Genomic DNA, 20,306 nt, shown 5'->3' with positions numbered 1-20,306 from the left:
ATTGGCTTAGCGGTGGTGAAGCGAGGCATTGAAAGCGCTGGTGGAAGCATTTGGTTTGAGACGCAGGAAGGAAGTGGTACCGCTTTTTACACGGAATTGCCATTAGCTGGGTGAGCGTAATAGGAATATTGAAGCCTATCCTATCTAGACACCCCGGCACTTACTGGTGTAATTGAAGTGAGGGAGAATTGGCAAGCAGCAAAAAAGAACGGTCCTGCTGAGCTTGCCAAAGCTTCTCGGTGGTGTGCCAATCACAGCATTGCAACTTCCGCACGCCAGATGCTTCGATAAACTCAGCAGAACGGCTTAGTTGAATAATCTCTTAGCCAACTACTTCACGTCAACTATACCCAACAGGGCAGTTAGGGGCAGGCGACGAAGTTCCCTTTGAAAAGACTATTCTGATAACACAATTGGTGAGCGCCGCTCGGCACGAATATGGTGGCCTTGTACGTTGTTGAGCCTGCCTACCTTTGTATTCAATTGCCTTCCATGATCAGCAGTTTTACGCCCCGCTTTCTGCGCTTTTGGCTGCTGCTGACTTGTATGCTGGGGCCAGCCGCCGCTTGGGCCCAGCAGCGGCCGGAAATACCGCCCAACACGCGCCGGTGCGTGTGGGTGCGCCTTTCCCCCGACCGTGACCTCACCGAATTTTCGCTACCAGATACCCTGACCGTAGTTCCCGCTTCGGTTAGCATTGCAGGCCGCGCCGTGACTTACGATGCTCGCACCGACCGGTACCGCTACAGCCAACCCCGCCGCGTACCGGCTCCCGACCCAGGAGAACCCGATATTGTACTGCCCGGTCTGGATTCGGTGCTGGTGTGTTACCGGGTGTTGCCACTACAACTGACAGCCCCGCAGTTTCGCCGCCCGCGCGGCCTGCTCGACAGCCTTGATTTTCCTAGGCGAATGCTTGGCGTACAGGACTTCACGGTGAAAGAACAAATTCTGAGCACGCCCGGCATCAACAAAACCGGCAACCTAGCCCGCGGCATAAGCTTCGGCAATTCTCAGAATGTGTTTGTCAACTCTTCGCTCAACTTGCAGCTCGAAGGCAAACTCACCGATAAGATCAACCTAACGGCTGCCATTAGCGACCAAAGCGTCCCGTTTCAGCCCGAAGGCAACACCCAACAGCTTCAGGAGTTCGACCGAATCTACATCACGCTTACCAGCCAGCGCTGGAACCTGACCGCCGGCGACGTGGTGCTGCGCAACAAGCCCGACTACTTCCTGCGCTTCTACAAAAACGTGCAGGGCGCTGCTCTGGAAGTGAATATGGGGCAGCCCGGCGCGGGTCTCAGTGGTTTCAGTACGCCGCAACTAACGCCGCTGCCTAGCTATCCCGGTATCAATCCGGGCACCTACTCCACTACCACCATTAGCAACGGCGGGCAAACGCCGGCTTTGAGCCCCAATGCGGCCCCCGGAAACGTGCTGCCCACGGCGCCGGGCCAGGTGTTGCCCCCCAGCGCCCAGCCGGCCGGGGTGGTATCGGGTACAACTAACTCGGTGGAGCAGGGACGGTTTGGGCCTGTTCGGTCTTCGACTACTATGGCGGGTGGAGTAGCTAAGGGCAAATTTGCTAGCATCGACGTGACGCCCATCGAGAACGTACAGGGCCCTTACCGGTTGCGCGGACCCAATGGCGAGCAGTTCATTATCGTGCTGGCCAATTCCGAGCGGGTGTTTCTGGATGGCCGGTTGATGACGCGGGGCTTCGACAACGACTACATTATCGACTACAACCAGGCGGAAGTCACGTTTTCGCCCCAACACCTCATCACCAACAATTCGCGCATCAAAATTGACTTCGAGTACTCCGACTTCAACTACGCCCGCTCGCTTTACTCGGTCAGCCACTACCAGCAAATGGGCCGGCTGGCCTTGCACGGCAACTTCTACCGCGAAGCCGACAACCCCGACAACTCACCCAACCTCGTACTCGATAGTCTCGACAGGGACGCTCTGCGCAATCTAAGCGAAAATGTAGCGCAGGCCAGTGTGGCTGGTGGCAAAGCAGGAGATTACAACCGGCAGCTGGTGCAGTACACCCGCGAAATCAGGACGGTGGATGGGCAGCAGGTGGAGGTGTTCACGTATCTGACGGATTCGTTGCGTGAAGCCTACGATGTGCGCTTTACTGATGTAGGCCAGGGCAATGGCGACTATCGGTTGAGTATTGACGTCAACAATGCCAGCGTCAATGGGCGGGTGTATCAGTATGTGGGGCCGAAACTGGGCAATTATCAGCCGATCCGGTTGCTGCCGGCGCCCCTGCAAAAGCAAATCATTTCGGCCGGTGCGAGCTATCAGGTGGATGCCAACTCGACGGTATTCGTGGATTTGGCTTCTTCGGAGCTGGATCTGAACCGGTTTTCGCCGCAGTCTGATAAAGGGCACGCCATGCGGGTGGGCTACGTGGTGCAAGACCGCAAACTGTCCGGCTTGGGTTTCCTGAAAGATTACCGCTTCCGCAGTGCCCTCGACTACGAGTATACCAGCCCGGAATTCGCGCCCATCGACCGGTACCGCGACATCGAGTTCGACCGCAACTGGAGCACCGCCAGCACCGTGCAAGGCAATGCCACCCGCCGCGAAGCCCGCGCCGACAATATCCTCAACTTTGCGGTGGGCGCCGCCAAAGACGCCGACAACGCCGTTAACTACCGCCTGAGTCGCCGTTTCCGGTCGGGCGAGGCCGATGGGTTGCAGCACTGGTTGGATGCGGCTCGGCAGGTGGGTGACGTGCAACTGCGAGGCAGCTTGTTTCTGCTTGATTCCAAGGCGGGCGCCAGCAAATCGGAATGGGCGCGGGGCGAAGCCGCGGCGCGCTACGTGCGCGGCCCCGTGATACCCGGCTACGCCTACCGCTTCGACAAGAACCGCGTAGTTTCCCCCTCGGGTGATACCGTCTTGCTGTCGTCGGCCAATTATTTCGACGAGCACAATGTGTTCATCCAAAGCCAGGATTCCGCCAAAACTCGTTTCCGGGCCGACTACACCTACCGCCGCGACCAAACGCCCAATATCCAGCAAAGTGAACTGCAACGCCGGGGCATTGCCCAAACCTGGCAAGGCACGATGGCCACCCGCATCGGCAAAAGCCAGGACCTAGCCGTACTGGCCACCTACCGCGACCTAGCCGCCCGCGACAGCGCCCGCCAGCGCACGGTGCTCACCAAAATCGACTGGAACGCCAGTTTGCTTGAAAACCAGGTGCGGTCAGAGCTGAGCTATTCGGTGGCTACGGGCCGCGAGTTGCGGCGCGACTACACGTTTCTGGCCGTGCCCAACGGCCAGGGCACCCACTACTACGGCGGTGACACAGCGCCGCTTAACGGCCGTCAAGACCGAGACGAGTTTTTGGAAGCGCAAACGCCGGATGCCGTCTACCGGACGCACATCAAAGTGTATCTGCCCACCGACGACTATATTATTGCCTTCACCAACCGGTTTAGCTACCGCCTAACCACCGCGGCCCCGCGTACGTGGCGCGATGGGGGAGGCTGGCGCCAGGTTATTGCCCGCTTCTCGGCCATCAGCACCGTCACACTGGACCGACGCACCATCGACAAGACCTTATCGACGCGCCTCAATCCGTTTGCTTTCCAGACCGAAGATTCGTTGCTGCTCTCCCTAAACAAGCTGTTGCGCAACACGCTCTACTTCAACCGGTCGAATCCGGTTTTCGGCGCCGAGCTGAGTGTGCAGCAAACCCAGCAGAAAGTACTGCTCTCACAAGGTTCCGACATCCGCAACCTGGCCGCCCAGAGTTTGTTGCTGCGCCGAACCTTGGCGCAGTCCTTTACGGGGCGGTTGAATACCTCCCGGACCATTCGCCAAAGCACGTCCAACTATCTCGATAGCCGTAATTTCCGGCTGCTCATCTATGAAGCAGCTCCCGAAATCAGCTATCAGCCCAATGGTACGTTACGCTTTACCGGCACCTACCTGCGTACCAGCAAGAGCAACACCGCACCCGTCACGCCGGAGTCCGAAGCCCGTGGCACCTTCGATGAGTTGGGCATTGAAACCCGCGTTAGTCAGGTAAACAAACGCACTATTACGGCCAGCACCCGTTACGTCGGCATAAATTTCGAAGGCGACGCAAATTCGGTGGTAGGCCTGGAAATCTTGAATGCTCTGCGTCCGGGCAGCAACTTTACGTGGAACCTAAACGTGGAGCAACGCCTCAGCAACGGCTTGAATTTAAACCTGGCGTACGACGGCCGCAAAGCCAATGGCCTGAACGTGGTGCACACGGGTCGGATGCAAGTATCGGTGCTATTCTAGGCGGATAGCCGGGAGATAAGTTGGGTATTACAGCAAGCTTTGTTGAAGCAGCTTGCGCATAGCTGGCAACACCGCTAACTCGGCTTGACCGGCTGGTGCTTTAGCAGCTTCTAATTGCTTTTGGGCGCCGCCCAGCCAAGCGGGCGTTGGCGCTTGTCCGCTTTCCAACTGCTGCAACCTCTCCAAGCCCAAAGTGGCGAGCAGGTGAAGCTGGGTGGAAAGCGGTGCGTATTCGGTGAGGGCGGGGGCAGTGGCAAACAGCGGCTGTAGCTTCGCATCGTTTTGCTGCCAGAGCGTAAGTTGGTTGCGCACAACTTCCAAGGACGTGCGCGTGGCCGCATCTTTAGTTAACAGTCCGCCGGGTAAGGTTCGGTGCGCCAGCAGCGTGTCTACGATGGCATTAAATTGGCGGGCCCGGTCAGATTCAGCCGGGGCGGCATCTACAAGCCGGTTTAGGGGCGTCTGCGGCGTATACGTGAAGCCTTGGAAATGGCGCTTGTACTCTTTCACGGGCTCCAGCACTTCGGCCAACATGCGCAGCGGCCCCCGGTACTCAGGGCCACCCATTTGCGACAAAAGCTGCATCGGCGCCTTGCGGTGCTGCAACCCCAAGCCCTCTAACTGCGTGGAAACGGCCGACAGGCGGCGGTACATATCTGGCACATTGTGGGTGGCCGCGGCCGGCGACCAGAGCCGTTCGGCCACCGCCGCCGCGCGTGGCCAGATACGCGAATCTATAATTACGCTGTCGGCAAACTCGGCCCACATGGTGGCCTCCCCGCCCAAAATCAGCTTTTGTTGCTCAGGGGTCAAGGGCGTGTCGGGTGAGAGCGGATCGGTGGCGTAGTACGAGGCGGCGGTGAAGTTTAGGTCGAGGTAATAGCCGTTGGAGAGCAGGGCGCTATGGCCGGCTAGGGCGGCCTCGTTTAGTCCTTTTTTGCCCCGCCAACTTTGAATAACAGCGTTTTGCGGCAAACCCGGGCCTAAAATTTCGTCCCAGCCGACCATCTTCTTGTTGTACTTCGTGACGATGGCCAGCACCCGGCGGTTGAAATACGTTTGCAGTTGATGCTTGTCCAGGGTTTTGCCATCGGGCTTGAGCATGCCGTTTGCCTTGGCATACTCCATGATGCGCGGACTGCGCCGCCACTGCCGACCGTCGTTTTCGTCGCCCCCGATGTGGAAATACGGGTCCGGGAACAGCGCCGTCATTTCCTTGAAAAGGGTGTCGAGCAGCGCGTAGGTGGTTTCTTTCGTGGGGTCCAGGGCCACGTTGGCCGTCCGCCAGCTTTGGTACACGGTGTACACCGAGTCGTTGGAAGCTAACTGCGGATAGGCGGCAATCCAGGCGATGGTATGGCTGGGCACATCAAACTCCGGTAGCACCCGGATGCCCCGGGCGGCGGCGTAGGCGAGCACCTCGCGCACTTGCGCCTGCGTGTAGTATTGGCCGCTAATCTCGTGCAGGCGTGGCAACACCCTGCTTTCCACCCGAAATCCTTGGTCATCGGAGAGGTGCCAGTGCAACACGTTCAGCTTCACGGCGGCCATGGCGTCGAGGTTGCGCTTGATGAGCGGCACCGGCATAAAATGCCGCGACGCGTCAATCAGCAGCCCCCGCCACGGAAAACGAGGCTGGTCCTGAATATCAACTTCTGGTAGCTCACTACGGCGGCCGTTTGTTTGGGGCAGCTGTTCAAGCGTTGCTAAGGCCCGCAGCACGCCCAAGCTAGTGGGGGCGTCAATCGTCACGCCCATAGGCGTTATGCGCAGGCTGTACCGCTCGTCGTCGAAGGCTTCGGGACGCCCCACTTTACCGTAGCGAATCTGGAAGGGTACTACGTTTGGGCCCGTCGGCAATGCCCGGCCGTCGCGGCGCAGACGGGACAAGGTGCGCGTTACGGCCGCCGTCGTCGCGGTGCTAGTGGGGCCTTGTAACCGGGGGCGCAGGTAGATTTTCGAGCTTAGGCTGCCCGCGCCCCATCGTACGGAACTCGGCACTGGTAGCAGGTTGCGAGATGCCGGCGCATTCTGCGCTAGCAAAGGCCCAGCAGCAAACCAAAACAAGAGCAGAGCAACAAACAAACGGCTGAACATAGACAGTACAAGGGTTGAAAAGGCGCCGAAAGATACGGGGGCAACCGCGCCAAAGGGTAGTTAGTGCAATGCATCATTCGTGCCGAGTAAGCAAACGCAGCATCAACTAGCTGTGGCAAATCGAGTTAGGGCCAACAGGATTTTGTTGACAATTGCTGCATGACTCCAAGCTGTACGTTGTACCAAGAAAGACAAGCAGAAGACGGCTAAGCGCGTAGCAAGGCGCTAAGAAGCTGTTGAAGTTAATTTTTAGGTTTCTAGCGAGAAGACGGATACTTGCGTCTTCTCGCGCACGAATCGTTCAACGAGGAGACGCCAATATGCGTCTCTACTCGTGCTGTCGGCCTTTCCAGCTGACTCTGCTTCTAAGCGGCTAACAACGCATGAGGTGTTGTTAGTTGGTCTGACACTTAACTTTTCCGCAATTTGCAGCCTATTAATATGGCTATTTCGGCAAGGTTCTGTTTGTTTTCTTTTAAGCTATGAGTTCTTCTTCCCGGATAGGCGGATGGTTTTGCACGGTACTGCTGGTGGCCATGGCGTGGTGGTATTACCCGCCGCCGCAAGCCTGGCGCACGTCGCCGGTGCTTAATTGGGATGCTTCGGGGTACTACCTCTACCTGCCCGCCATATTCGTGCACCACGACTTGCGCGAGCTAAATTTCCGCGACCAACTCCTAAAGGAGTACGCCCCGACCCCCGATTTCTACCAAGCCTTCCGGCACCCCGGCAGCGGAAACTTCGTGATGAAATATCCGGCGGGGTTGGCGCTGCAAGAACTGCCGTTTTTCCTCGTAGCGCATGCGCTAGCTGAGCCCTTAGGCTTCCCCGCCGATGGGTTTTCGCCGCCTTATCAGTTGGCCATCAAACTAGCGAGCTTGCTGGTGTCGGTCTTGAGTTTTTGGCTGGTGCGGCGGGCTTTGTTGCCTCGGTTTGGGGAGTGGCCCACGGCCCTCACGCTGCTCGTTCTGCTACTCGGCACCAATTACATTGCGTACAGCGGCGCGGGCCACGGGGGTATGACGCACTGCTGGCTGTTTGGCTGGTATGCGGTGCTGTTGCTGCTTACGCCCACCTTTTACACCCGTCCGAGCTTGACCAAGGCAGCGGGCGTCGGGGCCGTGATTGGGCTGATGACGCTGACCCGCCCCACCGAAATTCTGGCTGCATTGCTCCCATTGCTCTGGGGCTTACACCCGACAAGGGCGGCCTTGCGCGAGCGGTTAACCTTTTGGCAGCGGCATTGGCGCTTGCTACTCAGCGCCGCGCTGGCAGGCGGAGCGCTGCTTGCTATTCAGCCGCTGTATTGGCACTATACCAGCGGCGACTGGGTGGTGTACAGCTACCAGGAGCAGGGCTTCAACTGGTTGAAACCGCATTTGTGGGATGGCATTTTTAGCTTCCGTAGTGGCTGGCTGCTGTACTCGCCGCTGCTTGTCACGGCGCTGTTTGGCTTTGGGCCGTTGCGCCGGCAGCAGCCGGCGGCATTCTGGCCCATGCTCGTGTACATCGTGCTTTTCATATACGTCACGTTTGCCTGGAACGAGTGGACGTATGGGGGCGGGCTGGGGCAACGGGCCATGATTGAAAGCTATGCGGTCCTGGCTTGGCCGATGGCTGCCGCTCTGCGCTGGCTGTTGGCGCGGCCCCGCTGGGCGGCAGTTTACGGTGTGGTGGCCCTGGTGGGCTGTGCGTATGGGTACTGGCTGACGCAAATGGCAATACCGGGCGGCCAAGGCTTACTAGCCGCCGGCGAAATGACGCGGGCGTATCTGTGGCGCATTTTGTTCCGCTACCAAGTGCCGCCCGAAACCACGCTGCTTCTCGACAGCAATGCTGAGTTTACGGGCACCGCCCGCAACACGCGCGTGCTTTGGAACCAGGATTTCGAGTTGCCCGCGCCCGGTAGCTGCGGCACGCCCGCCTTGCAAGGTAACTGCTCCTTAGCCCTCGATTCAGCGCATCGCCAAAGTGCCGAATGGGTGATTCCGGCCCGCCCAGGCGAGTTCGAGTGGTTGCGCGCCTACGCCGAAGCCCGTGCCGACCAAAAAGAGTGGGACCTCAACCGCATGACGCAATACGTAGTGCGTTTTCGGCGGGGCAACGACGTAGTCAAGGCCCGAACCATACGCTTGCAACGCGCCTTAGAACCGGGCTGGGCACGCACTCTGTACTTTGATGTTCGCCCGCCCAAACAAGATTTCGATAACGTATTGGTTACCTTCCTCTACTACGGGACCACCACTAACCTACTGCTGGATAATGCCCGGCTAGAGGCGTTTGATGAGTAAGTTGTTCTTCCGACACAGGAGGAATCTGGGCAAAGCCGTTCAGGCAACATAACCCAGATTCCTCCTGCGTCGGAAGAACAACTTATATCAAGCCGCGCGCCTTAAATTCTAGGTATTTGTTGATGGTATCCACCGTCAGGTTTTGTGGGGCGGTAAGTAAGGCGTGGATGCCGTAGCGGTTCAGCTCCCGCACGATTTGGCGCTTCTCTTGGGCGAATTTCTCGGCAATAGTCTGGTTATAGACATCCTGCGTAGTCTCGGCCGGCGCATCTAGGAACTCTCGTAACTCGGTGTTCTCGAAGAACACCACTAGTAGCAGGTGGTCCTTGGCGAGGCGACGCAGGTAGGGCAACTGCCGCTGCATACCGCTCAGCGTTTCGAAGTTGGTGAACAAAATAAGCAGACTGCGCTGCCGGATATTGGTTTTGACAGTGATATAGAGCCGCTCGTAGTCGGTTTCAAGGTATTTGGTGCGCTGGCGGTACAATACTTCGAGCAGCTTGCCCATGTGCCCGCCCCGCCGGTCGGCGGCCAGCAGGGTGCCGGGCTGGTGCGAAAACGTGAGCAGCCCCGCTTTATCGTGCTTGAGAATGGCGATGTTGCTCACCACTAGCGTGGCATTGATGGCGTAATCCAGCAAGCTTAGGCCGTTGAAGGGCATGCGCATCACCCGGCCCTTGTCAATGAGGCAGTACACTTGCTGGGCACGCTCGTCTTGGTAATGATTCACGACCAGGGCTTCGGCGGCGTGGCTAGTAGTGGCGCGGCGGGCCGTGGCTTTCCAGTTGATGCTGCGCGGGTCATCGCCGGCTACGTAGGGACGGATCTGCTCGAACTCCAGGCTATGACCTACCCGGCGGATGCGCTTTACCCCAACCTCCGTCAGGCGGTTGCTGATAGCCAGCAGTTCATATTGCCGCATCTGCAAGAACGACGGATACACTGGCACCACCCGGCTATCATCGAACCGGAACCGCCGCCGCACCAGCCCGAGCGGCGAGGCCACGTACACATTCACGGCCCCAAACTCGTACTCGCCCCGCTTCACGGGCCGGAGCTGGTAGCGAACAACGGTCGTTTCGCCCGCCTTTATCTCTGCCCGAAACAGCACGTCGCGCCGCTGAAACTGGTGCGGAATCTCGTCGATGGTTTCGGTATGAATGGGGAAGCGGTAGTAGTTTTCCAGGTAGATGGCAATATCGTTTTCCGAGCCGTTGGCGAGCTTATCGCCCATTACTCGGCGGCCGAAAACGGGCCCGGCCTCGCCGCGGGCTGGCGCATACAGCAAGCCCGCATCCAAGGCAGTTAACACCAAAAGTAGCCCCAGCGCCAGTTGTACCGGCGCCAGCCAACCCGGCAGAAAAAACGCCACCACCAACCCAATAACAAGAGCGGTCAGAGCAAAAAAGAAGCGGCGAGTAAGGAAAAAAGATTTCATTGATTAAATAAAGCCTACTGTCATTGCGAGGCACGAAGCAATCCTTCCTCTAAGTGCTGAGAATTTCCTAAACAGATAAGTAGTTGGCGGTGGAAAGCAGGTGATGCTCCTAATGGCGTAAGTCAAGGAAATTTGCTTCCTGTACACTCTAAGTATTCACTGAATAAGACGTGCTTTCGAAATGGCCCTAAGGAGAGCTTTACGTTAAGGATGGTTTTCAGCGTCAGAGAAAGGATTGACGCCGCTTGATACGCGGAATGTCCTGCGTCCTCGCAATGACAGCGCCTATCTTGGCACTTCTATTTGCTGTAGGATCTGCTTCACAATATCGTCGGGGGTGCTGCCTTCCATTTCGCGCTCGGGCGTGAGCTGAATGCGGTGGCGCAGCACCGGCGAGGCCAGGTATTGCACGTCTTCGGGCGTTACGAAGTCGCGGCCGCGGAGGGCGGCCAGGGCTTTGGCGCCGTTGAGCAGAGCCAATGAGGCGCGGGGCGAGGCGCCCAGGTAAAGCCCTTTGTGGGCGCGCGTCTGGCCCACGAGGCGGGCAATGTATTCCAGCAGCTTGGGCTCGACGTGCTGCCGCCGCACCTGTTCGCGCAAGCCCCGCAGATCGTCGGCCGTCAAAACGGCGCGCACTGCATCCAGCGGCGTGCCTCCGAAACCGGCGTGGTGGCCTTGCAGGATGCTTACTTCTTCTTCCACGGTAGGGTAGCCTACGTTCAGCTTGAACAGGAACCGGTCGAGTTGCGCTTCGGGTAGGCGGTAAGTGCCTTCCTGCTCGATAGGGTTTTGGGTGGCCAGCACCACAAACGGGTCGGGCACGGTGTAGCGGGTGCCATCCTGCGTTACTTGGCGCTCCTCCATCACCTCAAACAGCGCGGACTGCGTTTTGGCGGGGGCGCGGTTTATTTCGTCGATGAGCACAATGCTGGCGAAAATGGGACCGGGGCGAAACTCGAAATCAGCTTTGTGGGGCCGGAATACGGAGGTGCCCAACACGTCGGAGGGCATCAGGTCGGGGGTGAACTGGAGGCGGCTGAAAGGTACATCCAGGGTGCGCGCCAGCAGCTTAGCGGTCAAGGTTTTGGCTACGCCCGGCACTCCTTCAAGCAGGACGTGGCCGTCGGCCAAGATGGCCGTCAAGAGTAGCTCTGCCAGGGCTTGCTGTCCCACAATTACCTTGCTCAGTTCCTGCCGGATGGCGTCAGCGTGCCGGCTGAGGTACTCTAAATCGGTGCGGGAAGCAAAAGCCGTTGTTTTTGAAAGCTCTTCTGGTGGCGTACTTGGCGAACTTACCGCTTCGGGTATGGTGGTATCTATGCTAGGCAACGCCATTGGATCGAGGGAAGGAGTTGCGGCAGGTACGCTAGGGTCAGTACCGAGACTTGGCGGCGGGGGTGTTGCATCCGAAGAGTGACTCGGAGTATCTAAAGTATTTTCCATTAATGTAAGCGCGAAGCGTCGGTGGCAGAAAAGAGGAAAACAGATTGAAATAATTTCATATTATTTTCTTAATAAAGTTTGAAAATGATGCTGTAGATATCTTTTACGGTGTTATTAGAAAAGTTATAAAAAAGAAAAATGCAATTAAGGTTTATAACACAATTTTTAGCTTGCTGCTTTTCGGAAGTCGTTTAGCGCTTTATTTAGCGCCAGTAAATCCGAATCAGAAACTTGCGGCGCAGTCAGCAAGAAGTTAATGCGGCGAACCAGTGCATCGACGTCTGGGCGCGGAATACCGGTTTTTTGCGCCAGCCGCTCCCGGGCGGCATCGTCGTTTAGGTCCAAGCTGGGTTCGTGCAGGCGGGTGCGCAGATGCTCCAGAAACAGCTGAATTTTCTTTTCCGCAATCGGAGCGTGGCTGCTGCCTTGCCGATACAGACTGGCCACGGTGCGCGTGAAAAGTAGCGTGGTATTGGGCAGCGGCTTAAGAACGGGAATAACGCGCTGCCGCCGCCGGGCCTCAACCAACACAAACAGAAGGGCTCCTAGCAAGCTCAAATACAAGGCTCGCCGTAGCGCATCGTGCGCCAGCACCACCCGCAGCAACGACTGTTCCCCCTGGCGGCCTTGCTTCTGGTATTCGTCCCACCACACGGTGCGGCCAGCCGGCAGATACGAGAGGGCCGCAAAAGCAAAGTTGCCAGTGCGAGGCTGAAGCGCGAAGTAATTGGTGAAAGCCAGCGGGACGCTGCACAAGTAGATGTGGCCCCGCCCGTGCGGTACGCGTACCAGCACCGCCCGGCCGGCCGTGTCGGCGGCAAGTTGGGTGGCTACCAGGTTACTGTCGGGCAGTAGCCGGTACGAGGCCCCCAAGGCGGGCAACCGAAAACCACGGCCGGCCGCGCGGGCTAATCGAGGATTGCTAAGCACCAAGCGCACCGAGTCGAGTAGGGTGGTCGTGGTAACTCCTTTCCGAGGCCGGAGCCGGGTTACGAAGGGCGCGGCCCGAAAGCCGATGGTATCCGTGAAATGGCGGTCGAACTGCTCGGCGGCTATAAACGCGTCGTTGCCGCGGGCTACGTGGCGCAGCAGGGCCCGGCAATCGGAAGCGCTTAGCTCGAAAGCATCATCCACGAAAATGTAAGTGGCCTTTGGGTAGCCCGCCTCCGTTAATCCCGCTTCGTAGTCGGCGTCCTCATCAGGGTTGGCAGCGGTAGTATCGGCGTTGTTGGCCAAGTCAGTAGCAGGAACTGCTTCGGTTTCTGCGGTTGCAGTGGTCGTATCGGTACTGGCTGAACTCTCCGTTGCCTCGTCAAGGTCATCCGAATTGGGTTGGTCGGGGGCAACAACCACGTCGGCCGTATCACGAAGGGACTCGGCAGTAGGCTCGTCTTCGCCCTCAATCTGGTTGTAGATCGGCACACGAACGGTACGGACTTCGCGCTTATCGACGCCCAGGATGTCGGGTAGCACGTCGTGGAGCACGTAGGTACCGTATGGAATCTTGTCTTTGTTCTGGAAAGTTGGGGTCCAGTCGAGGGGTTTGGGTCGGTAGTACTCCACGGCCACGTACGCCCCAAACAGCAGCACCAACCCCAACAGATACCAGCGGAACGTTGTCATAAAGGGAAGGTCAGGCGGCGCGGCGGGGGCTTGCCAGAAGTTGCTGAAAGGCCTCGCGCGTAGTGCGGGCCTGCGCATAGTGCGTGGGCGTGAGGTCGTTGTGCTCGCCGTACCACACGTAGTCGAACTGCTGCGTTAATTCCCGGAAAGCGGTGGCCAGCGGGCCCGATGGTAGTTCGTAGAGGTAGTCGTGGTTGGTTTTGTCGGGTTGCCAGCGAATCAGGCCTTGGTCGGTGAGTTGCTTGAGGACTTCCAGGTAGCCGAGGCGCACGGCCAAGCGGTGGTTGCCATTGGTTTCGGCCTCCTGAAGCAGCGTTTGGAAGTCAAGAGCGTGAATGTCTTCGGATTGCGTGTCATAGGACAGAGGCGCGCGCCGCGGCGCGCGGCCAAAGGCGCGGGTGATATCCACCTGCATCAGCTTCAGCACCACGAACACAAAGGCCACGAGCAGGGCCACGTAGAGGCCGTATTCCCAAAGCACCTTGCCAGGACGGGTTTCCAGCAACTCGGCCACCCAACGCCAAAACCGCATCCACAGCAAATCCCAGGCGCTGGTCTCGCTTTTCACGGTTACGTATTGAAACTCGCGTTGCCCCCGAAAAGCCCGCAGCCGCTCCGCGGTTGGAGCCCGAAGCACTACGTTGCCGGACTGGTCGGGGGGCAGAGGACGGGGCGGGGCCGCAGCGTTGCGCGCCGGTTGGGCCAGCAGGGGCTGAGCGGCCAAGAGCAGCACGAAAGTTAGAATCCGAACCAAGCAGCCGAAAAGATTACGCACAAAGCAAAGGGAGTAAGTAGGCAGTGAAAACAGCCAAACAATTAAACGAAACCTGTTCGTAATACTATGCTTCTGGTTTGCTAGGACGCCACTAGTATTCACCTTCTTCGTCGGGACGGTAGGCGCTGTTGTAGGCTGCAGGGGCCGCGCCGTTGCCAAGGTTAGCCACCAAGTTGCGTAGGCCCAGTCCTTCCTTTTTCTCAACGAGGTTGAAGTACTGAAACAACATGGCTAGCAGTGAAACCGAATAAGTGAAAATAACGCCGCAGGCATAAAAGCATTGAGCTGCAATGCCAAAAGCATCGGAACTCAGCACCGGAACTTTTAGCATCTTACCAAACATACCGGCGTACTGGGGCAAGATGAACAGAATCGTCAATAGGCCCTGAATCATGCCGGCTACTATCAGTAGTCCGAGCGAAGCCCACCAATGGCTGCGCACCAAGTAGAAACAGCGCTGTAGGGTTTCCAACACGCCAATATCTTCCATCCAAAGAGCTGGGAAATAGAGTGATAAAGGCACTACAACATAGAAAAGCAGCGGAATAAGAAGCAGAAAAATCAAGAACACTCCGACTCCACCAATGCCACTAAAGGCAGTAAGCGCAATGAGGCTTCCAAAGACGGCCATTAGAAACACGTAGAGGCCAAAAAATAAGCCGAGGGCCAAAAACATTCGACCAAATCGGGGCTTGATTTGCGTCCAAACCTGCGAAGGAGTAGGTGCATAAGTGGGTTCTTCGATAAGCAAGATTCGGACATAAGCGTACAGCGTGCTCAGCAGCATCGAGAAAGCAAGGAGACCCGCTATTACAGCCAACGCAATACCAAAAAAGTAGGAGGCATTGAAAAATGAAGCTCCGGTACTGTACGGCGTTGAAGCCGCACCGCTTTGTATTCGACTGGCCGTCATGTTCCACATGCCATTGGTGAGCACACCTAACCCTATGCCCATTAGCAGCGCCACTGGCAATACAAAGTAAACTAGGCATTTGCCTAACGGCCGCCAATGAGCACCTACAAACTCGAACGTCGCGCCAATCTTAGCTCCGAAATCTCGCTCTTGGCGAAAGTCCTCTTCCTTGGTAAATCTTAACTGCATACGTGCACTAGTGTTATGTAATGAAAGGCATTCTGGTTACTGCTTCAATCAAACAAGTCCTCAAGATAAGAGGCGGGCTTCTTTTTCATAATTTGCTGCCAGGCAAAATGTTAGCCTACCGACTTAACTGCCGTTGAAACCGGCAGGCGGCTTAGGTACCGGGGATACAGAATGAAATACCAGACGATAAAACCAGCCGAAAGCCCAATAATGCTTAGGCTAAGCGCCATGGGCATTTCGGTGTGCCGGGTCACGAAGCCTTCCAGAAAACCGGCCACAATGAAGATGGGTACCAGCCCAATGGCTAGTTTCAGCCCGTCGCGGGCGGCTTGCCGGAAAGCGGCGGCCCGGGAGTAGGTGCCCGGGAACAGCATGCCGCGCGCCATCACAAAACCTGCGCCCCCGGCCAGCACAATAGCCGATATTTCCAGCGTGCCGTGAATCCAAATGGTGAGCAGGGAAGGCAGCAGCACGCCTTTCTGGTAGAAAAAGTATTGAAAAGAGCCCAGCATTACGCCGTTACGAAACAGCGCCCACACGGTGCCCAGCCCGAGCGTAGCGCCCATGGCATATGCCACCAGCGAAACATAAATGTTGTTGAAGGTGATGAGCAGGAACATCGGCGTCTCGCTCGTGCCTTTGTACACGGCCATCGGGTCGCCTTTCTCGATGTTTTCCAGCGTTTTGTTTACGTAAGCATCCCCGAGTACCACGCGCACAAACGAGTCGTCGTAGGCCGCCGATAGGGCGCCCAGCAGCGTGAACACGGTAAAGAGCAGCAGTGACCAAGCGAGGGTGGTGTGGTGGCGAGCTACGAGCAGCGGCAATTCACGCGCCCAGAACTGTTTGAAGCGGCCGGTTTGCTCGCTTTTGTTTTTGTAGAGAGCTTGGTGTTGTTTGGCGGTTAAGTCGTTGAGGTAGCGGGTAGTGGGGGAATTGGAGTAGAAAGTCTGGGCATAAGCCAGGTCATCGGTCAGGGCGACGAACCGGGCGGCTAGCTCGTCAGGACCGGTTGCAACCGACGTTTCGTACTGCTTCCACCGGGCCTCGTTTTGCCGCAGAAATACCGCTTCACGCATAAGATTGGTTGTTGAGGGGTGGTTGCTGCGTGCTGGTCGTCGGGGAAGAAAAGATTAGCAGTTGGAACGACTTGTTCAGGGTAGTTCATCAACGCTTCGATAATCAGTTGTTCAACAAGTAACAATTGACAAGCAACCTCTAATTTGCAGATAAGTCAGATCAACGAAGTTTAGTGAATTTTCCGGCTCCGCTTCATTCTTTTCAACTATTAATTCCGGCGCCTACCTGTCGCTGCCTGCTGTTTATTATTATGAGTACAATTCGCGTTCAAACAACCCAAAATGTATCGCTGGAATACGAAGTGGCCAGCGTCGGTGAGCGAATCCTGGCCGCCATCATCGATAATCTGATTCTCATAGCCTGGGTTTTAACCTGGGTTCTGCTGTTCACTACCCTAAAACCGAGGGGCAATACAACGCTTGTGGTTTTGGGGGTGCTGGCAGCTTTGCCCTATGTGTTCTATCACCTCGTGTGCGAAGTATTTTTCAACGGACAGAGTTTGGGCAAGAAAGCCCGGCACATCAAGGTCATCCGGCTCGATGGTACGCAGCCTAGCCTCGGCGATTACCTGCTGCGCTGGGTGCTGCGCATCGTTGATACGGGCATCATGAGCGGACTAATAGCCGTTATTGTGGTGGCGTCCAACGGGCGGGGGCAGCGCCTCGGCGACCTTGCGGCCGGCACAGCAGTAGTCAGCACCCGGCCGCGGCAGCGCGTCGGCCCATTGGCCCCTGCTGCTACCAACGAAGACTACGTGGTGGTTTTCCCGCAGGCGGCCCAGCTCGCCGACCATGACGTAGCCACCATCCGGCAATTAGTGTTCAAAGGTCTGGAGCACAACAATTACCTGCTGCTAAACGAAGTCGCCAACAAAGTGAAAGACCTGACCGGGATTCACACCGAATTGTCCGACGAGGCGTTCCTGCGTACCATCCTACGCGACCATGCGCATCTGGCCGCTATGCAGGGTTAAGTGAAACGAGGTTGTAGCGCGCACTAGCACAACTCCGGAAACAAGAAAAGGCCGGTCCATCATGGACCGGCCTTTTCAATGGCTTTCGATTGAGTTTTTTACTTACTCAGTTACCATACCCTGGCGAGTGCCGGCGGGCTGGCCGTCGAAGCTAAGGCGGAAGAAGTAGATACCGGCTGCTTGGCCTTTGCTGTTCCACTCAATCACCTGCTGACCGGCTGACCGCTGGCCAGCATCCACTTGGTCAACTGTACGGCCAAGAGCATCCGTCACCGTCAACTCGACCCGAGCGGCCCGCGGCAACCCAAATGCTACGCGCGCTGCACCTTGCAACGGGTTAGGATACAGCGAGAAGCCAGTAGCCAGTTCGGTTTTCCGGTTCGAGTTTACCACGCCGGTTGGTATGGCGATGGTAATGTCGCGGGCAGCAATGCCGTTGCCGATAGGGCCTACCAACGTAGCTGCTCCCGTGGTCAGGTCTACGGTGTAGAGGGACGTGTTTGGCGAAGTGCCGGTATTGGCTACCATGTACGCGGTGTTGGTGCCTGCAACCGTGCTGAAAATATCGAGGTCCACGTTAGGAGCCGTGGCATTAACCGTGATGCCCGAAGTGCCTACAGCGGTAAGCTGGCCGTCGGTGGCAGTACCAGCGGCGGTGTTTTGGGTGTTCAGTTGGTTGAGCGCCTCGTCGTAGTTGTAGAGGGTGGTGGCAGTAGTGCCACTGAAGCTATTCGTGTACGCTACCGCCCCAATACTCGGGGTGTTGGTGCCCGTGGTATAGGCAACCGGAGCATCGGTAAAGGCCAAAACCGCCGCCGCGTTAGTGGGGTTGAGGCGGTAGTTATTGCGGTTGGCACCTACCACCCGAATCCGGTCGGCAACGGGGTTGAAGTCGAACCCGATGCTGCCGCCGCCTAGTTCCAAGCGAATAGCTGACCCGAAAGCCGTTGTGGCCCCCGTGGTTGAATTTACCAGATAAAGCTGGGCATTGGCGGTTGGGCTAGCAACCGAGGCATCGTAGCCTAGCGCGTACAGCGTATTGGTGTTCGGCCGGATGTCGAGGCCAACTAGCGTCTGCGTAGCGGCCGTGCCAGCCGGGAGTGTAACCCCCACCGACGTGCGCACCAAGCTAGGTTGCGCCGTATCGAAGGTAATCAAGTTGGTACCAGCCAACGCATAAGCCAGTTGGCCGGTGATGGCGGGTAGCGTGGCCGGACGGGTTATCTGCACGGCAATATCACGCACATCAATCAAGCCGCTCCCGATGACGCCTACAGAGGTAGAAGCAGCCGTTGCTAAGTCCAATGTGTAGAGCGTGGCACTAAAGCCAGCTACGCCCGACACGGAGGTAGAAAGGTAAGCTGTATTGGCGCCACTGGTAGCGTTGTAATAAATATCGAGGTCGGTGTTCTGGCCCGTACCCGTAGTAGAGGTAGGTATGGTCCCGACGGTGTTCAGCGTGCCGTTGTTCGGCGGGTTCTGCGTCAGCAAGCGGCTCGCTGTTTCGTCGATATCATAGAGCACAGTAGCTGTACCACCGATGTAGGAGTTGGTGTAGGCAACCGCGCCCACGCCCGGCGTGGCGCTGGCATTGGCATCGCCAGTAGCGTAAGCTAGATTGGTGTCGGTGGCGGCAATAGCACCGTTGTTGGGATTGAGGCGGTAGTTGTTGCGGGTGGTTGTGTTGCCGGCCGCAATAATGGTAGAGCTTACTACCCGAATGCGGTCCACGGTGGGGTTGAAGTCGAAACCAATGCGGGCCGTAGCATCGCCTAGCTCGAGCCGGATGGCAGCACCTATGCTCGTGGCAGCGCCCGTCGTCAGGTCGAGCGTGTAGAGTTGCGAGTTGGCGCCGGTGGTGGTGCCATCGTAGCCCATAGCAAACAGCTGACCCGTATTAGGGCGGAAGTCCATGCCCACAATGGTTTGGCCGCTGGTAACACCCGTAATGGGTAGCGTGCCTAGGAGCGTGCCAGGCGTGGTGGCGCTAAACGAAACCAAGGCACTGGTGCCCGTAACAGTACCGGTGCCGAGGCCATAGATAGTTTGGGCGGCGGTGGGTAGCGCAACGGCGCCAGTCAGCAAGGTGCCGAGGGCTACGCCTTTGCAGGCAGTAGTCCAGCGAGTAAAGTTTTCAAGCATGATAGTGGGATGTAAAAAAGAGAAATAGAACTTCTGTGAAGGTGAACAGTGATGCTTACGAGTACATGCACAAAACAGATTGTGAGAAAATGGATTTTAATTATAATTTAATTCTGAAAATGATGATAAACTTCTGAAAAAACCTCAGTTACTCAGGCTCGTCGTTAGTATTAATTCTAAAATACCTCGGGTTGCTTTAAACCTGAACCAGCTAAAGAACATACAAAAAAGTAGCTGCTCCTCACGAAACAGCTACCCTTTGTACTCACGCGCCACTGCCTCCGACTACCACGGTACGGGCTGCCCTTGCCAGGTTACGAAGCTGCCATTTTCTTCGGCATGGAGCTGTTCGGTGAGGCGAATAATACCCCGGGCCGAGTCGGCGGGGGGCAGCGCGGCAGTGGTACCGCCCATACCGGTTTGCACCCATCCTGGGTCCACGAGCACGGAAATCACGCCATACGTGCCCACCTCGGCCGCTAAGGCGCGCATGTACATGTTCAGCGCGGCTTTGCTGGCCGAATAGTGGTAGGGCTCGCCCGAGGCCTTCCACGTAAGGGAGCCTTGGCCTGATGAGAGACTGATGATTCGGGCTTTGCTGGCCGCCTTCAGCAACTCCAAAAAGGCCTGTGCCACGAGTAGCGGCCCTACGGCGTTTACATGCAAGAAGGTTAGCGCGTTGGCAGCCGTCAAACCGCCGAGGTGTTGTTTAGCCGGGCCTTCGGGGCCTGCGCCCGAAAAAGTGCCCGCGTTATTAACCAGTACGTCCAAGCTTTCGGCGAGGCCAGCTACCGTTTGCCTAGCGGCTTCGATGGAAGCTTCATCGGTTACGTCGAGTTGCACGAGGTGGAGCTGGTCGGCGTATTGATTTCGCAACTGGTGCAGGTCGGCAGCGGTGTCGGGTTGGCGGCTGGCGGCAAATACCGTGTCGCCGCGCTCCAGGTACTGGCGGGTAAGTTCCAGACCCAGGCCCCGATTGGCCCCGGTGATGAGGATGCGTTTCATGAAAGGGAATTAAAGGATATAGAAGTGGACAATGGGGC

The 20,306-nt window shown here is 57.3% G+C and carries 12 protein-coding genes and 1 pseudogene (1 of these 13 running past the window's edge); 4 read left to right on the top strand and 9 right to left on the bottom strand.

Annotated features, from left to right (window positions below):
• Together ACFE7X_RS04860 and ACFE7X_RS04855 are read left to right on the top strand one after the other, a co-directional pair.
• Positions 1 to 114, top strand: a pseudogene (locus ACFE7X_RS04860) (ATP-binding protein) (it extends 3,606 nt beyond the left edge of the window).
• Positions 115 to 492: 378 nt separating this feature from the next.
• A complete protein-coding gene (locus ACFE7X_RS04855) occupies positions 493 to 4,299 on the top strand; it encodes a hypothetical protein (protein ID WP_375434538.1) in 3,807 nt (1,268 codons plus the stop codon).
• 27 nt (positions 4,300 to 4,326) lie between these two features.
• Here ACFE7X_RS04855 and ACFE7X_RS04850 read toward each other — a convergent pair whose 3' ends face one another.
• Positions 4,327 to 6,396 carry a beta-N-acetylhexosaminidase gene (locus ACFE7X_RS04850; RefSeq protein WP_375434537.1) on the bottom strand — a complete coding sequence of 690 codons (2,070 nt, stop codon included), beginning with the start codon at positions 6,394 to 6,396 and terminating at the stop codon, positions 4,327 to 4,329.
• A gap of 482 nt (positions 6,397 to 6,878) precedes the next feature.
• Here ACFE7X_RS04850 and ACFE7X_RS04845 point away from each other — a divergent pair, with 482 nt between their 5' ends.
• Positions 6,879 to 8,687 (top strand): hypothetical protein, encoded by a 1,809-nt coding sequence (locus tag ACFE7X_RS04845; protein WP_375434536.1) that lies wholly within the window; start codon positions 6,879 to 6,881, stop codon positions 8,685 to 8,687.
• Between the two features lie 82 nt (positions 8,688 to 8,769).
• On the opposite strand, the gene ACFE7X_RS04840 is transcribed toward ACFE7X_RS04845, so the two are convergent.
• From ACFE7X_RS04840 to ACFE7X_RS04815, 6 genes are all read right to left on the bottom strand, one after another.
• Positions 8,770 to 10,125 carry a DUF58 domain-containing protein gene (locus ACFE7X_RS04840; protein WP_375434535.1) on the bottom strand — a complete coding sequence of 452 codons (1,356 nt, stop codon included), beginning with the start codon at positions 10,123 to 10,125 and terminating at the stop codon, positions 8,770 to 8,772.
• A gap of 285 nt (positions 10,126 to 10,410) precedes the next feature.
• Positions 10,411 to 11,568 carry an AAA family ATPase gene (locus ACFE7X_RS04835; RefSeq protein WP_375434534.1) on the bottom strand — a complete coding sequence of 386 codons (1,158 nt, stop codon included), beginning with the start codon at positions 11,566 to 11,568 and terminating at the stop codon, positions 10,411 to 10,413.
• Positions 11,569 to 11,733: 165 nt separating this feature from the next.
• Complete coding sequence (locus ACFE7X_RS04830; RefSeq protein WP_375434533.1) at positions 11,734 to 13,191, bottom strand: DUF4350 domain-containing protein; 1,458 nt, start codon at positions 13,189 to 13,191, stop codon at positions 11,734 to 11,736.
• Between the two features lie 10 nt (positions 13,192 to 13,201).
• Entirely contained in the window at positions 13,202 to 13,966 is a 765-nt protein-coding gene (locus tag ACFE7X_RS04825) for a DUF4129 domain-containing protein (protein WP_375434532.1), read from the bottom strand.
• 91 nt (positions 13,967 to 14,057) lie between these two features.
• Positions 14,058 to 15,068 carry a hypothetical protein gene (locus tag ACFE7X_RS04820; protein ID WP_375434531.1) on the bottom strand — a complete coding sequence of 337 codons (1,011 nt, stop codon included), beginning with the start codon at positions 15,066 to 15,068 and terminating at the stop codon, positions 14,058 to 14,060.
• 110 nt (positions 15,069 to 15,178) lie between these two features.
• Positions 15,179 to 16,147: a stage II sporulation protein M gene (locus ACFE7X_RS04815; protein WP_375434530.1), complete on the bottom strand. Its 969-nt coding sequence runs from the start codon at positions 16,145 to 16,147 to the stop codon at positions 15,179 to 15,181.
• A gap of 251 nt (positions 16,148 to 16,398) precedes the next feature.
• On the opposite strand from ACFE7X_RS04815, the gene ACFE7X_RS04810 reads away from it, so the two are divergent.
• Positions 16,399 to 17,121 carry an RDD family protein gene (locus ACFE7X_RS04810; RefSeq protein ID WP_375434529.1) on the top strand — a complete coding sequence of 241 codons (723 nt, stop codon included), beginning with the start codon at positions 16,399 to 16,401 and terminating at the stop codon, positions 17,119 to 17,121.
• Between the two features lie 102 nt (positions 17,122 to 17,223).
• Here the strand turns inward: ACFE7X_RS04810 and ACFE7X_RS04805 are convergent, their stop codons facing one another.
• Positions 17,224 to 19,263 (bottom strand): DUF4394 domain-containing protein, encoded by a 2,040-nt coding sequence (locus tag ACFE7X_RS04805; RefSeq protein WP_375434528.1) that lies wholly within the window; start codon positions 19,261 to 19,263, stop codon positions 17,224 to 17,226.
• Between the two features lie 285 nt (positions 19,264 to 19,548).
• Positions 19,549 to 20,268 carry an SDR family oxidoreductase gene (locus ACFE7X_RS04800; protein WP_375434527.1) on the bottom strand — a complete coding sequence of 240 codons (720 nt, stop codon included), beginning with the start codon at positions 20,266 to 20,268 and terminating at the stop codon, positions 19,549 to 19,551.
• Positions 20,269 to 20,306: the final 38 nt, after the last annotated feature.

The sequence above is a fragment of the uncultured Hymenobacter sp. genome, assembly GCF_964242765.1.
Classification (GTDB): Bacteria; Bacteroidota; Bacteroidia; order Cytophagales; family Hymenobacteraceae; genus Hymenobacter.
This window is presented reverse-complemented; position numbering and strand designations above follow the sequence as displayed.